Annotated in this window: 13 protein-coding genes and 2 tRNA genes; 5 read left to right on the top strand and 10 right to left on the bottom strand. The window is 46.7% G+C overall.

Features of this window, described 5'->3' with window-relative positions; translation table 11 throughout:
* Window positions 1–3: 3 nt before the first annotated feature.
* Window positions 4–849 (bottom strand): bifunctional DNA-formamidopyrimidine glycosylase/DNA-(apurinic or apyrimidinic site) lyase, encoded by an 846-nt coding sequence (gene mutM / locus H6859_10100; GenBank protein USO05473.1) that lies wholly within the window; start codon window positions 847–849, stop codon window positions 4–6.
* A 478-nt stretch (window positions 850–1327) separates the two neighbouring features.
* Between mutM and H6859_10095 the strand changes: the two genes are divergently transcribed.
* Both H6859_10095 and H6859_10090 read left to right on the top strand, forming a co-directional pair.
* Entirely contained in the window at window positions 1328–1978 is a 651-nt protein-coding gene (locus H6859_10095; GenBank protein USO05472.1) for a helix-turn-helix transcriptional regulator, read from the top strand.
* An 85-nt stretch (window positions 1979–2063) separates the two neighbouring features.
* Entirely contained in the window at window positions 2064–4235 is a 2172-nt protein-coding gene (locus H6859_10090; GenBank protein USO05471.1) for a hypothetical protein, read from the top strand.
* Between the two features lie 202 nt (window positions 4236–4437).
* Here H6859_10090 and groL read toward each other — a convergent pair whose 3' ends face one another.
* Both groL and groES read right to left on the bottom strand, forming a co-directional pair.
* Window positions 4438–6093, bottom strand: coding sequence for a chaperonin GroEL (gene groL, locus H6859_10085; GenBank protein USO05470.1), 1656 nt, complete (start codon window positions 6091–6093; stop codon window positions 4438–4440).
* Window positions 6094–6167: 74 nt separating this feature from the next.
* Window positions 6168–6464 carry a co-chaperone GroES gene (gene groES / locus H6859_10080; protein USO05469.1) on the bottom strand — a complete coding sequence of 99 codons (297 nt, stop codon included), beginning with the start codon at window positions 6462–6464 and terminating at the stop codon, window positions 6168–6170.
* Window positions 6465–6756: 292 nt separating this feature from the next.
* On the opposite strand from groES, the gene H6859_10075 reads away from it, so the two are divergent.
* Entirely contained in the window at window positions 6757–7020 is a 264-nt protein-coding gene (locus H6859_10075) for a Usg family protein (GenBank protein ID USO05468.1), read from the top strand.
* 172 nt (window positions 7021–7192) lie between these two features.
* Here H6859_10075 and H6859_10070 read toward each other — a convergent pair whose 3' ends face one another.
* The 4 genes from H6859_10070 to H6859_10055 all read right to left on the bottom strand — a co-directional run bounded on the left by H6859_10070 (window position 7193) and on the right by H6859_10055 (window position 10196).
* A complete protein-coding gene (locus H6859_10070; protein USO05467.1) occupies window positions 7193–7618 on the bottom strand; it encodes a hypothetical protein in 426 nt (141 codons plus the stop codon).
* A gap of 90 nt (window positions 7619–7708) precedes the next feature.
* Window positions 7709–8812 carry a redox-regulated ATPase YchF gene (gene ychF / locus H6859_10065; protein USO05466.1) on the bottom strand — a complete coding sequence of 368 codons (1104 nt, stop codon included), beginning with the start codon at window positions 8810–8812 and terminating at the stop codon, window positions 7709–7711.
* 10 nt (window positions 8813–8822) lie between these two features.
* Complete coding sequence (locus H6859_10060) at window positions 8823–9392, bottom strand: aminoacyl-tRNA hydrolase (protein USO05465.1); 570 nt, start codon at window positions 9390–9392, stop codon at window positions 8823–8825.
* Window positions 9393–9524: 132 nt separating this feature from the next.
* Window positions 9525–10196, bottom strand: a complete 672-nt coding sequence (locus H6859_10055; GenBank protein ID USO05464.1) for a 50S ribosomal protein L25/general stress protein Ctc — start codon at window positions 10194–10196, stop codon at window positions 9525–9527.
* A gap of 309 nt (window positions 10197–10505) precedes the next feature.
* On the opposite strand from H6859_10055, the gene H6859_10050 reads away from it, so the two are divergent.
* Window positions 10506–10580: transfer RNA gene (locus tag H6859_10050), tRNA-Val, on the top strand.
* Window positions 10581–10803: 223 nt separating this feature from the next.
* The gene (locus tag H6859_10045; protein ID USO05463.1) at window positions 10804–11199 is read left to right on the top strand and encodes a tyrosine-type recombinase/integrase; all 396 of its coding nucleotides are present in this window, start codon (window positions 10804–10806) and stop codon (window positions 11197–11199) included.
* Between the two features lie 265 nt (window positions 11200–11464).
* On the opposite strand, the gene H6859_10040 is transcribed toward H6859_10045, so the two are convergent.
* The 3 genes from H6859_10040 to H6859_10030 form a co-directional block, all read right to left on the bottom strand.
* Window positions 11465–11537 (bottom strand) — tRNA-Gln (locus H6859_10040).
* A 334-nt stretch (window positions 11538–11871) separates the two neighbouring features.
* Window positions 11872–13902, bottom strand: a complete 2031-nt coding sequence (locus H6859_10035) for a HAMP domain-containing protein (GenBank protein USO05462.1) — start codon at window positions 13900–13902, stop codon at window positions 11872–11874.
* Window positions 13903–14019: 117 nt separating this feature from the next.
* A complete protein-coding gene (locus H6859_10030; protein ID USO05461.1) occupies window positions 14020–14394 on the bottom strand; it encodes a hypothetical protein in 375 nt (124 codons plus the stop codon).
* Window positions 14395–14440 lie beyond the last annotated feature (46 nt).

Below are 14440 nucleotides of genomic sequence, written 5' to 3'. Positions count from 1 at the left end.
ACCTTAACCCTGTTTTTCAGGACAAAAAAATGTTGAACGGCCAGCTTGTACAATCCGCTGCACACCACCCGTTTCCACTATATCACACTCACAAGCTCCGCAGCCTTGCCCAACCCGATCATACACAGCAAAATGATGCTGAAAATACCCTAACTGACCATCCGTATGCTTGTAATCCTTTAACGACGAACCACCGGCCTCAATCGCATCGCGTAAAACCGAACGAATAGACATGCACAACGCCGTACACTCCTTTGCGTTCAAATCACCAGCCTTACGCCGCGGATCGATTGCCGCGCGGTAAAGCGCCTCGCATACATAAATATTGCCCAGCCCCGCCACAATCCGTTGATCCAGCAATGCCGATTTAATTGGAGTCTTTCGCCCCTTTATCGTCACCGCTAAAATCTCAGCATTAAAATCATTCCCCAGCGGCTCCGGCCCCATAGCTGCCAAAGCCGGGTAATCCTGACAATCCTCACGCCCGACCGCATCAAGAAAACCAAAGCGCCGCGGATCGTTCAAGACGACGCGCAGCCCCTCATCCATATAAAACTCGACATGATCGTGTTTTTCGTGAAGAGAGATGCTCCCCGGCGGCTCAATCCGAACCGCTCCGCTCATCCCCAGATGCAGGACAAACCCGGCGCCATTCTCGGCAAACCCTAGAATATACTTCCCCCGGCGCAGCAGGCACTCAATCCTCTGCCCTTGCAACGCTGCGGGTAAGCCTTGCGGCAAAGGAAACCGCAAATCCGCGCGGTTAAAAACCAACCGCTTGACGCGCCGCCCCACCATCGCAGGCTCCAGCGCCCGCTTCACAATCTCAACTTCCGGCAATTCAGGCATAACAACAGCAATCTAGCGCACCAGGCCGCCAAAGCAACGTCAAAAGCGAAAACACTATAGTCAAACAGATTGGTTTTTTGACGAGGCGCAAGGAGCGACGTGTACAAATTGCTACACGAGCGACGCAGCAACACAATCAAAAAACCAATCTGTTTGACTATAAAAGAAAAGCCGGCCAGTTTGGGGAAACTGACCGGCGAGAGAGTTTACGTGTGTGGGGATAAAAGCTCGACCTCCATACGCATCAGGAGAGAAACCTTATTTTTCATACAGATTATCAAGCTTTGTACCCTATTTATAGCAACTGAAACCACCCGTCAAGAAAAAAGTTATAAAAACTGCATAAAAAGATTTTTTTTATAACAAAAACCGTTTTACATATGAAAAAAGGACTGGACAAAGCTATAAAAGGAGACTATAGACTAGGCATCATTATAAATTAGGCGTGGATTACCCGCATATTAAGGATAGGAAGACGATGCCGACGATTGAACAAATCAGAGCCGCCCGGGCCCTTTTAGGATGGAACCAGCACGAGTTGGCCGACAAGGCCGGCCTGTCGCAAACCGGCATCGCGCGCATCGAAAACGGCACCAACCAGCCGAACTCTAAAACCCTGGAAAAAATCGGCACCGCCTTCGACCACGCCGATATCGAATTCATCGGCGACACCGGCCTGAGAAAACGCAGCATTCAATCACAAACATATCGTGGCATTGAAGGCTTTAAAGAATTTCTGGATAATGTTTATCACACTGCGCGTGATGTTGGCGGTGAACTCTGCACTTTTAACGCCGCAACACCATACTTTAAAACAATGCTTGGCGCAGAATGGTATGAACAACACGCTGAACGCATGCAAGCCATTCGAGACAACTTCACCATGCGCCTGATCGTTGAAGAAGGAACGAAAGACCTACTCGCAAAGGGCTTTGGAGAATACAAATTCTTTCCAAAAAATCTGCTAACAGATCAAAAAATCTACGTCTATGGCGATTTTGTAAGCTTTATGAATTTTGCCAATGAAAACGTTGAAATCGTTGAGGTTAAACATGGCCCCAGCGCAGAAAGTTTTCGAATTTTGTTTAACATTGCGTGGGAGAAGGTTGCAACATCCCTCAAAGAGTAATGCGCACTAAAAAACGAACATTGATAATGGCAGAGAAGAATTCATGTTTTTCATTCAATGTCGTATATTGTCTGAGTAATTTATTATGAGCGAAAGCGACAACACAGAAACATCTCCAGTGCCAGAAGGCGCAAAAAGCGCTTTTGCCGCAGCGAATGGCACAAACGGACACGGACAAATAAACGTTGCCATCATCGGCGCTGGCTCTGTTGGTGTCTTCACGGCTATTGAAGTGGCAAAAAACGGCGCACGCGTATCTCTCGTCTCGCGTCCCGGTTCCCAAACGCTACAAGCCCTGAAACAACAGAAATATATTGAGCTGGCCTCTACAAAAACAACACGCGAAATTGACGCCATGTTTGAAGCCAAAGGCAATTACATCTCCCCACCTGCTGAAATTTCCGATATTCCACAAGATGACGACTTAACAGAAGTTATAGGAGATAAACGCGTTATTTCTCACGGAAAATTAGCTGATAAATTAAAGAAAATGGGTAACGCCGTCGGCAACGAACTTTTTGGCGCCGTAAATGCTCAAACTCAAAAAGAATATTTCACGCAAGGTGAAATCCACACGCTTCTAACCAAACACCTGCGCATACCGCTTTACGTGCAAGAAAGAGATGGAGACGAAGAAGCATATAGAAAAGCACTCGGAAGCACCCGCTACGTAAAGCTTTTTGATAATATAAAGGATGCCGAACCTGAAAATCAGGTCATAATTGTGGCAACCAAAAGCTTTAGCAAAAGTGCAGAGTTTGCCAAAAGAACCGTACTTCCGTTTTTAGCTGAAAATGGCGTGGTTGTTGACCTTTCCAACGGATTAAAACGCTCTTCTATTCCAAAACTAGAACGAACAAACCTGAGACAAACCCTGCATGAGGCTTTAACGGAAAGCGATGTCCTCGCCGACTTAAACGCTTTTGAAGACGAAATTGGCCCAGAAAGAATCATCGGCGCCAACGCCTTATTCGCAGTCGAGGCAGAAAAAAACAGCCCTCACAGAGTGCATGTCAGATCTCTGCTACACACCGCTGCTATATATACAGCAAACACCAATCCTTACGTCGAACGGATTTTTGAAGGCAGTGACATCAGGCCGTCCACACCGCACGACCCTCTGGCCCAAAGTCTGGACAAACTCGGCATCAACATGATGAATATCATGAGCGCTGTCTACGACAAATCAAAAGCAGAAGTTTTCAGCAATCAGACCTTACTAAACCTTTATAACAACGCGTTAAGAGAACTATACCGGGTAGCGGAAACAGGATATGGGGTCACACTCCACAGAGGCGGCCCCGAAGCCTATGTTGAACACTGCCAAAGATACCACAGAAGAGCAGTTCTCGCCGCTTCACACGCGGGAGATATACACCGCTCCTCAACACATAAAGACATTGCAGAAGGAAAAGCAAAAACAGAAAGAGAGTTTTTACTCGATGCCATCATTGAACTTTCTGACAAGCAGAAAATCCAAGTGCCTCACCTTCGCATTCTCTCATCTTTTATGGACACAATTGAGGAATTAATCAAAGAAAACCAATTGGATGAATTGCGCAAACAACACTACATTTTCTACGAAAACACCCACGAAATGAGGGATGGAACGGTGACGCGCGTACACCCGCCAAAAACCAGTAAAGACGTTGAGCTTCCGAATGTAGGAACTGTTGTCACCTCCTGCAAAATGCCCTTTTTTGAATGGAGAAGACTTCACAATAATCGCCCCGACTATTTTAGAAATATTATGCCGCAACTTTTGCACGCTGTAGACCCCAACCACGCCGTCTTTAAAAACGGAAAATGCGTAGAGCTGATGCAAGCCTTCGTGGATAGCAAAGACGTTAATCCCGAGACAGGAGAAATCAACCTCGAAAGTTCGGCATTCAACGTTTTCTGGGAAACAATTAAAACCTACAAAGAGCAGTGGGATGCCTACACTGCGGCAAAAAAGAATGACGAAAAACCCGAAGAAAAACCCGAAGCAAAGCGCAAACGCGTTGAACTGGCGTGGCAAGCGGTCAATGATGCAAAAAACGAACTGGAACAACGGTACAGAAACGCCAGAACGCTTACAAACAACAGAGGTGGCGCTGGAACCGGCGGAGCAACAACGATTACCGCAGACTTTACGCACGCAAACGACGACGCCAACCCATGGCTTAATAAAAAAAGAGGGGTCAGAAAAATTCTACCCAAATATTCTACTTTCGATGGCCCATATTCTACTTTCGATGGCCCCGGGTGCTTCTAAAGCTCCTTTAAACCCTAATAAACAAAGCATAAAAAAGGCCTCCGCATTCACGAAGGCCTCTTTCTTTAAAAAATCGCCAGGTAAAAAAGGCAGCACTTTTTACAAAGAATTTTGCCGTTAGGCTAGAAAGATGAGGCGACGTTTATTCTTATAAACGAGCCGAAATCTGACGCTGTCCTAACGGCAATAATTCAAAGTAAAATTACATCATGCCGGACATACCGCCCATACCACCCATGCCGCCCATATCACCCATACCGGCACCGCCTTTGTCCTCTTGCGGAGCTTCGGTGATGATCGCTTCGGTGGTAATCAGCAGGCTGGAAACAGACGCGGCATCCTGCAGGGCTGTGCGGACAACCTTCACAGGGTCGATGATCCCGGCTTTGACCAGATCACAGAATTCACCGGCCTGAGCATCATAACCGTAATTTGTATCTTTTTGCTCCAGCAGCTTGCCAACAATGACAGAGCCTTCCGCGCCTGCATTCTGGGCAATCTGACGGATCGGCGCTTGCAAGGCCCGGCGAATGATTTCAATACCAACCGTCTGGTCGTCATTGTCACCTTCGAGCGCCTCAAGAGCCTTCGTCGCATAAAGAAGCGCAGTACCGCCACCAGCGATAATGCCTTCTTCCACAGCTGCGCGCGTCGCATGAAGCGCATCGTCAACGCGGTCTTTGCGTTCTTTCACTTCAACTTCGGTCACACCGCCAACGCGAAGAACCGCGACCCCGCCTGAGAGTTTCGCCAAACGCTCTTGCAGCTTCTCTTTATCGTAATCGGAATCAGTTGCTTCAACCTGCGTCCGGATTTGCGCACAGCGGGCATCAATGTCGCCCTTGTCGCCCGCCCCATCAACGACTGTTGTATCGTCTTTGGTGATAGACACTTTCTTGGCGCTGCCCAGCATATCCAGCGTAACATTTTCCAGCTTGATACCCAGATCCTCGGAAATGACCTGACCACCAGTCAGAATCGCCATATCTTCAAGCATCGCCTTACGACGATCGCCAAAACCAGGCGCTTTCACAGCTGCAATTTTCAAGCCGCCGCGCAACTTGTTCACAACCAGAGTTGCCAAAGCTTCGCCTTCAACGTCTTCGGCTACAATCAACAATGGACGACCGGATTGAACAACCGCTTCCAAAATCGGTACCAAAGCCTGCAGGTTCGAAAGCTTGCCCTCGTTCAGCAAGATGTATGGATTCTCAAGATTAGCCTGCATCTTGTCCGCATCAGTGATGAAGTATGGGGACAGATAACCGCGATCAAACTGCATACCTTCAACAACTTCAAGTTCGTTGTCCAAAGACTTGGCTTCTTCAACCGTGATCACGCCTTCATTGCCCACTTTGTCCATCGCTTCGGCCAAGAGCGCACCAATTGACTCTTCACCATTGGCAGAAATCGTACCAACCTGCTTGATCTCTTCATTACCTTTGACGTTCTTCGCACGCTTGGCGAGATCTTCAACAACCTTGGCAACCGCCATATCAATCCCGCGTTTCAGATCCATCGGATTACGACCCGCAGAAACAGCTTTTGCGCCTTCATTAGCGATTGACTGTGCCAGCACCGTCGCCGTCGTCGTACCGTCACCGGCATGATCATTAGCCTTGGATGCCACTTCTTTGATCAACTGCGCACCGGTATTCTGACGCTTGTTGGAAAGTTCGATTTCTTTCGCAACAGTCACGCCGTCTTTTGTTGTACGCGGCGCACCGAACGATTTTTCAATCACAACATTGCGACCCTTCGGACCCAATGTCACTTTCACAGCATTGGCCAAAACATTAATCCCGGCCAACATATCTTCACGGGCATCTCCGCCCAGCTTTACATCTTTTGCAGACATTATAACTACTCCTTTAAATCTACATTCTTTGTTAATTTTCAGGTCCCCGTCTACGCGGGGACGCCTTGTGGCGATTAAGCAGCATCCACGATGCCGATGATGTCAGACTCTTTCATCACCATCAGCTCTTCACCATCAATGGTCACTTCCGTACCGGCCCATTTTGAAAAGATGACATTGTCACCCTCTTTCACATCTAACGGACGCACATCGCCATTGTCATTCACATGGCCAGAGCCAACAGCAACGATTTCACCTTCCATAGGCTTTTCAGATGCTGTGTCAGGGATGATAATCCCGCCAGCCGTTTTGGTATCCGCTTCAACGCGGCGGACAAGAACGCGATCATGTAGAGGACGAAACTTAGCCATTTCGTATGTCTCCTTCTTTTTAAGTTGATAACAAGCAGGATTTTGATCTGCCTCATATGAAGCCAGGTTCAAAACCCCCTCCAACGCTCCACTAAGCCTTATTTAAGGCTCATGTTTGCGACAAGCATCAAACATATAGGCCACCGCTCAAAAAAATTCAAGTTTTTTTGTACACAATGCAAAACCAATAGAAAATGTTGATAATTAAGGCTTTTGCAAGATTTTTTGCTTAAAATAAAGTATTATAGAAACAGAACGTTTCGATACGCGCAAGGAATGAGTGAGGGAGCAAATGGCTGATTTAACTAAACAATTCTGCAATTACCGCCTGACAACAGCAAAAATTCTATACCATATGCCGGATTATGAACGGATCTTGCAGGAATTTATCTGGCAGGAATACGACCTTGCGCCCCAATTTCCAGAACTATTTAAATTTCTTGATTTCTGGGAGAAAAAGATCGAAGGTCGCCTGCACTCGGTCTATGTCGCGCGGCGCGAAATCATCACCAGCTCCGACTACCGCAACGCCGATTGGGAAGGCACACTGCAATAACGAACACCTCTTTGCTTTCCCGCGGCAACTAGGCCATCAAAAATATATCGGGGCTCTACATGACGTTCTCAATGAACAGGGCTTTAATCTGGTCAAGAGTCTCTCACTCATTTGCGCAAATATAAAAAACGCTGCATACACAACCAGCAATAAAATCGCTGCAATAATTTTCTTAGCCATGCTCTGCTCCATGATCTTTTGCGTGATATTTAATTCCGTATAAATCCATTTTATGGTCTGAAAGCGGTCTTTCGTGCTGAGCACAAGAAACCTCTCCGATATTGAGGTCAGGGTCGTAAACCCATTCTTTTAGGATATAATCCCAGGCAACGGCTTCAGCACCACCGTCAAGCGTTTCTGCAACAGCAACAACCTGGCCATCTAACATGGCTGGTTCTGTTATGATTTTTAGGGTTTTTGCTTTCAATTTTGCCTTTTCTTCGGCAGAGGAGAGTGCCTCACAGTAACCATTACAGCATATTTTTAGAGATTTGTATTTTTGCCATTCAAGATATAGCCAAACACCAATAGCGCCTGTCAGGAGCGTAATAATCAAGGGCGTGTGCTGTAGGCCTTGCTCTATCGCCATTATAGCCATACCAATTCCCAAAAAGGCCAGTAACTCACGCCTATCGTGTCAGATTATCATGGATGAAAGTCTGGATGGGTTGAAGGTGCGCTTGGCATGCTATGATTGATTACATCTAAACAAAATAACATCCCCATCTTGCACAACATATTCCTTGCCCTCTTGCCGCATTTTCCCAGCTTCTTTTGCGCCTTGCTCACCATTCATCGCAGCATAATCTGCAAAAGCAATCACTTCCGCCTTGATAAAACCTTTCTCAAAATCGCTATGAATAACGCCCGCCGCTTCCGGCGCTTTTGCTCCAACGCGCACAGTCCACGCACGCGCCTCCTTTGGCCCAGCTGTAAAATACGTCTGCAAACCCAACAGCTTAAAACCCGCCTTGATAATTTTATCAAGACCGGATTCCTCCAGCCCTAGCGTTTCTAAAAACTCCATTTTTTCTTCAGCGTCATCTAATTGTGCAATTTCGGACTCAATAGCCGCACAAATCACGATTGATGGCGCCCCCTGCTCCGTTGCCATCGCTGCAACTTTCTCACTCCACGCATTACCATTCGTTGCATCATTCTCCGCAACATTGCACACATAAAGCACAGACTTAGAAGTCAAAAGTTGCAGCATCTTAAACGCCCGCTTTTCATCCTCAGCCACCTCAACCGTACGCGCCGAACGCCCTTCCGCCAATGCATCACGCACTCTCTCGGCCAGATCTAATTGTGCTTTCGCATCCTTGTCGGCACCGCGCGCTTTCTTTTGCAAATTCATAATCTGCTTTTCTATCGACTCCAGATCGGCCAGCATCAACTCCGTTTCAATCACCTCTGCATCGCGGATCGGATCAACACTGCCCTCTACATGGGTAATGTCCTCATCCTCAAAACACCGCAACACATGAAGGATTGCATCAGTCTCGCGAATATTGCTTAAAAACTGGTTCCCCAGCCCCTCACCTTTCGAGGCCCCTTTAACCAGTCCCGCAATATCAACAAACTCGAGCTGTGCAGGAATAACCTTCGCTGAACCCGCAATCGCAGCAATCCGTTCCAACCGCGCATCTGGCACCCCCACCTTGCCGACATTCGGCTCAATCGTACAAAACGGAAAATTCGCCGCCTGCGCCGCCGCCGTGGCCGTCAACGCATTAAACAACGTCGATTTCCCCACATTCGGCAGGCCGACAATTCCACAATTCACACTCATAATTTTTTCCTTATTTCACACTTTCCGCCACGCGGGTCATAAAATCATCACTTTTTTTGCGCAACAACAACGCAGTATTTTTTGCCAGAGCGGGCATCAGCCGCTCCAGCCACACAGCTTCGGCCTTGGCAAAATCACTCAAAACATAGCCAGAAACCCGGTTTTTATCGCCCGGATGACCGATTCCCAGCCGCACACGGCAAAAATCCGCCGTCCCCAGATGCGCCTTGATAGACTTCAATCCGTTATGCCCAGCCACACCGCCACCCACCTTCACCTTACATTTACCCGGCTCCAGATCCAGTTCATCATGAAAAACCACCACCCGCTCCGGTGCAATTTTGTAAAACTTGATCGCCTGACCGACCGACTGTCCCGACTCGTTCATATAGGTCCGGGGTTTCAACAAAACAACCTTTTCGCCATCAATCCGCCCTTCACTCATTTCTCCCTGAAATTTCGCCCGAAACGCCGGAAACCCATGCCCATCCGCAATTCCGTCAATCGCCATAAACCCGATATTATGGCGGTTATTCTTGTATTTATCGCCCGGATTACCCAAACCGACCAGCAGCCACATATACGGATCACTCTTTTTGAAAAACGAAAACATCGACATTTCTAACATGAAGTCATAAAGTTAAAAAGAAGCCTGCAAAGTTTTATAAAAGCTTCGCAGGCCTCATGAAACTTTTCAGCTTCGTGTTAAAATTTATTCAGACTTTTCTTCAGCTGGCGCGTCTTCACCACCTTCGGTGGCAGCTTCACCTTCAGCAGCTTCTGCACCCTCTTCACCTTCGGCTTCAACTTCCTCAGCCTTACGCGGCGCCACAATAGTCGCAATCGTAAAGTCACGGTCGTCAATCACCGGCTTCGTACCTTCCGGCAAAATGGCATCGCTGATATGCACGGCATCACCCTGCTCCTTCCCTTCCAGATTCACTTCAATCTGCTCAGGAATATTCGTAGCACCGCAAACCAGCTCGACTGTGTAGCGCACAACGTTCAAAACGCCTTTTTGATCCAGCCCCGGAGACTTCTCTTCATTGATGAAATGCACAGGCACATCCACCGCAATTTTGGTCTTGGTATTCACACGCAGAAAATCGATATGCTCAACAATATCGGTAACCGGATTAAGCTGTACATCACGCGCCAGCACCAGATGCTTGTCGCCATCGACGTCCAAATCACACAGCGTTGTAAACATGTGTCCGCGGTTATATTCAACATTGGCATCATTCGCGCCTAAAGAGATCTTAACAGGCTCTTTCTTATCACCGTAAATCACAGCCGGAATTCGACCCTCACGGCGTAATGAACGAGCGATCCCCTTACCAACCCGATCTCTTTTTGCCGCTGTCATTGCATAATTTTTAGACATAGCATTTTCCTTCTTAAGTTATGGCCCACCTCCAGGGGGGATTTAGGCCTGTTTCAAGTAATGCAGGATATAAACTGATTTGTCCGACGATTTCAAGAAAAAACACCCTTGCATTTAACATAAAAATAAAAACTTGTCCGGGAGCAAAAGTTTATAGGCACGTAAAAACCAAGGGGCTTGCCCCGTGGATGGCCCGTGGAGTTTCACTGGTCAACCATGCGCACCATTTGCTTTTTGAGATTTTAGTCGCAATTTTATGTTGTTTAAGCGGCTCTGAGTCGTTAAAGTGCCCTTCGATATCGCGAGTGTGGGCGGTTAGCTCAGCGGTAGAGCACTTGCTCGACACGCAAGGGGTCACAAGTTCAATCCTTGTACCGCCCACCATTTTCTCCTTCATCACCCTTCATTGACACTCGCACAAGACCGTGTAACTATTACTCATCAATAGTTTTAATTTCGCCCATACTTTTTTTCGTTCTCTGTTGATTGGGGGCAAGCGCATCGAATTAGGGGCAAATTTTGGGGGCAAGCACTTACGCTTGGGGGCAAGATAAAGCTTTCTGACATAAAATGCAAAGGCGCGAAGCCTAAAGAGAAATCCTATAAATTGTTCGATGGCGGCGGGCTTTTCCGCTATGGAATCCAGACCGGAAAATGCGAGTGGAACGCCGCCGAAAATCTTAGAGGCGCTCTTAAAACAAAGAAAACGGAACATTTTAGGGCTTTGGACATTAAGGAAGTGCCGGACTTCCTAAAAGCTTTAGAACGCAATGAGGCCCGTTTGTTTGAACGCACACGCCGCGCTGTATGTCTTTCCCTCTACACATTCTGCCGCCCCAAAGAAATCAGAATGGCCCGTTGGCAGGACATAGACTTTGAAGAAGGGCTTTGGACTGTGCCCGCAGAGATCATGAAAATGAAACGTGAGCATATGCTGCTTGGCTTGATCAGCAAAATTAAAGCAATTTCACTCCTTTTAATGCTCTGGATGAGTTTTCTCTAAAACGCTTGTGGTACTCATCCTGAACACAAACAAGCGATTATGTAACATGGCTGTATAGCAGAACTGGCAAGGGTTTCAAACTGCTCTGTTTGCAAAGACGAAGGTAGCAATGTTTAGAGAAAAACGGCCATTTAGAGACTTTTTCGCCTCACATATCGACATGAAAACAAGCAAAAAGTGAGCAACAACCCTTCGCAAAACCCCAAGAATTAAGGGCTTCACGGCGTTAATCTAAAAGTCTGGAAAAGGTTCGAAAACATGAAAATGGCTGGTGGCAGGATTCGAACCTCCGCATGGCGATACCAAAAACCGCTGCCTTACCGCTTGGCTACACCCCAGCAAGAAATGTACACATATGGCAGACGGTGCCGCAACACGGACTCAAACCGCAGACCTGACGATTACAAATTTTATTTTTGCAAGCCTCAGGACAGCACACAATCTCTCGTAACATCACTGCTGACTGTTATTTAATGAAAAGCTACATTTTCGTCAAGCTTTATAAAAACTCATAATGTTTCACTGATAATTGCCTCATTCGTTACCCAAATGTTACCCAAAATTTCATGGGCTTATTTATAAGGGACAGGTCAGTTTACGTTGGCTCGGTCTTTTCATTTAAGAACTTTATTCAAATATCAAAGAACACAGGGACCGATGAACAAAAGGAAATCACGTCCTGACACGATTCAGAAAGTTACTCACCGTGTTGCCAAGAGAACTCGCTTGCTTTGCTAACTCTTTTGCCGAATCAAGAACCATGCTCGCGGATTGCCCTGTATCATTTGCGGCCTCTCTTACTTCGCTAATATTCTCGGTTACTTTTGAGGTTCCCTGCGAAGCCTGCTGGACGTTACGTGTAATCTCGCTCGTAGCGGCGCCTTGCTCTTCCACAGCAGAGGCCACCGCTCCGGATATTTCATCTATACGCTTGATAACTTCAAGTATCTCTTTAATAGCACCATCAGATTCACGTGTAGCACTTTGAATTCCAGAAATCTGATTAGAAATCTCTTCAGTTGCTTTAGACGTCTCACTAGCAAGGGATTTAACTTCGCTCGCCACGACCGCAAATCCTTTACCGGCATCTCCTGCTCTTGCTGCTTCGATAGTCGCATTTAAGGCCAAAAGATTTGTTTGCTCAGCAATATCAGAAATGAGCACAACAACCTCGCCAATGCGCTCTGCTGCGCTGACAAGGCTTTGCACCCGTTCTGCGGTTTGGTCAGCCTTCTGCTTTGCTTCCGCAGCAACTTTCGCCGAGCTGGCAACTTGAGAAGAAATTTCACTAATCGAGGCTGAAAGCTCTTCAGCTGCGCCCGCAACAGAATTCACATTCGCAGACGCTTCTTCCGCAGAGGAAGAAACAATACCGGCTTTAGTGCTTGTCTGATCGGCACTTTCAGACATGGCTTTTGCCGTCGCTTCCATTTCTGTTGAAGCAGAAGAAACCGTATCAACGATCCCACCAATCTCCTTTTCAAAGGAATCGGCCAGTTCATTCATAGCTCTCTTCTTATCTTCCTCTGCGCGTTGTTCCCTTATTTTCTGCTCTTTTCGCATTTGCTCCGTTTCGATAGCGTTATCTTTAAAAACTTGCAGCGCTTTCGCCATACCCCCGATTTCGTTGGTCTGCTCTGCAAAGGGGACCTCTGTCTCCAGATTGCCCTCTGCCAATCCATTCATAACACCAGATAATGCGAGAATGGGACGAGAGATGCCGCGCCCAATCATCACGCATAGCAGGCTTGTAAATAACAACACGGAAACCATAACACCGACCATAAGATCAAAACTTGCCTTAGCGCTTGCTTTAGCTTCTTCTGTCGCCTGTTTCGATTGTGCAGCCATTTCTTCCGAAAAACTGTCCAGAACAGGTTGCACTTCGGCGAAAGTCGAAGAAAGTTTTTTTGTTTGCGCAACAATATTGTCACGCAAATCCGCCATCTCATGAAATTTCTCAAGGTATATGTCCAGGTTTTTGGCTGCCTCTTTTCGGATGGCTGGAGATATATTCCGCTGTGCGTCTAAATAGGGGCCTTCTTGTTGGTTAGATTGGGAGGAAGCCAGATCCGATAATCTTTTCGAAAAAACCGCCACGTCATTTTCTACAGCCTCAATGTATTCATATTCCAGATATGTCATAAAATCTTTTTCATCACCGCGCATTTTCAGGTACAAGGCGGTGAGTTTATCATCTTTTATGCCGTTCACCAGCTCTTCAAGATCATCAGCAGCCTCATAAAAATCTCCCTGAAGACCGGTGTTTGGGTTTAGTCCGATTTCAAGCCAGTATTTCACGACAGTCTCAAACTGAGCCTCGTATTTTATATAACCAACATCAACTTTTTCCACGGCTTCGGATGAGTGGCCGTTTCTTGCCAAAAGATCGCCCAATTCTTTGATTTTATTATGAATTTTTTTGCTGGTGGCGGCATGTTTTTCAACATACTTCTTATCCAGACGCAGTAAAAAATCCTTTTCGTTGCGCCGCGCATTTAGGAAATCATAACCGATTTCATCGTTCATCTCCTTAGCAGAGACCAGAACATTACTTTCAGCCCCCTTTTTCATACTTGTTGTGTAGCTATAGAAGTAAATCCCGCCGGTGAGAGTAAAACCAAGCGCCACCGCCAGAATTATAAAATTAATCTGCAGGCTGATTTTCGCGTTCTTCAGGGGACTATTTTTAAAAACAAACATGGGGGGGGGAGCCTCTGCATGATATCAATAGAAGTTAATTATTACGCAGAAAACTCAGCACCCTTATATGCGGGGAAAGACGCGGCCCATATTCCAAAACCGCATCTTATTTATTTCTTATTCGCACTGATTCAGGTCAGGGCGATCACCGGCACAAAAATTTGTACCTTCTGGATTGGGCGCACCATCTTCATCATGGCCGCCTATAAGCTGCTCATCACCATAAGTCGCCGTAATAACCTTCCATTTGGTAATGTCAAAGCGCTTGTTGTCACAGCTCTTCAAAGCTGCTTCCATACACTCTTCTTTTGATTCGGCTGGCTTCGTTTTTTCACACTCCTGCTCACCGCCGCATTTTTTGTAGGATATCTCTTCCTGACCGGCACAGGCGGTACGCTTATAGTGAACAACACAATCAGCAGCCAAAGCGTTCGCTGTTGAAAAGCCAGCCAGAACAATTGTTGCGACAAATAAACCAAGTGTTTTCTTCATTATATTTCTCCTTAACGGTTAGTTATTAACCATATGTTTTACATCC

The organism is Rhodospirillales bacterium, assembly GCA_023898785.1.
Classification (GTDB): domain Bacteria; phylum Pseudomonadota; class Alphaproteobacteria; order Micavibrionales; family Micavibrionaceae; genus TMED27.
This window is presented reverse-complemented; position numbering and strand designations above follow the sequence as displayed.

What these genes read in the sequence shown, in the direction of transcription:
- H6859_10075 (USO05468.1), top strand. Translation starts at nt 6,757, where the DNA reads ATGGCTGATTTAACTAAACAATTCTGCAATTACCGCCTGACAACAGCA.
- mutM (USO05473.1), bottom strand. Translation starts at nt 849, where the DNA reads ATGCCTGAATTGCCGGAAGTTGAGATTGTGAAGCGGGCGCTGGAGCCT.
- H6859_10095 (USO05472.1), top strand. Translation starts at nt 1,328, where the DNA reads ATGCCGACGATTGAACAAATCAGAGCCGCCCGGGCCCTTTTAGGATGG.
- ychF (USO05466.1), bottom strand. Translation starts at nt 8,812, where the DNA reads ATGAGTGTGAATTGTGGAATTGTCGGCCTGCCGAATGTGGGGAAATCG.
- H6859_10055 (USO05464.1), bottom strand. Translation starts at nt 10,196, where the DNA reads ATGTCTAAAAATTATGCAATGACAGCGGCAAAAAGAGATCGGGTTGGT.
- groES (USO05469.1), bottom strand. Translation starts at nt 6,464, where the DNA reads ATGGCTAAGTTTCGTCCTCTACATGATCGCGTTCTTGTCCGCCGCGTT.
- groL (USO05470.1), bottom strand. Translation starts at nt 6,093, where the DNA reads ATGTCTGCAAAAGATGTAAAGCTGGGCGGAGATGCCCGTGAAGATATG.
- H6859_10030 (USO05461.1), bottom strand. Translation starts at nt 14,394, where the DNA reads ATGAAGAAAACACTTGGTTTATTTGTCGCAACAATTGTTCTGGCTGGC.
- H6859_10070 (USO05467.1), bottom strand. Translation starts at nt 7,618, where the DNA reads ATGGCTATAATGGCGATAGAGCAAGGCCTACAGCACACGCCCTTGATT.
- H6859_10035 (USO05462.1), bottom strand. Translation starts at nt 13,902, where the DNA reads ATGTTTGTTTTTAAAAATAGTCCCCTGAAGAACGCGAAAATCAGCCTG.
- H6859_10060 (USO05465.1), bottom strand. Translation starts at nt 9,392, where the DNA reads ATGTGGCTGCTGGTCGGTTTGGGTAATCCGGGCGATAAATACAAGAAT.
- H6859_10090 (USO05471.1), top strand. Translation starts at nt 2,064, where the DNA reads ATGAGCGAAAGCGACAACACAGAAACATCTCCAGTGCCAGAAGGCGCA.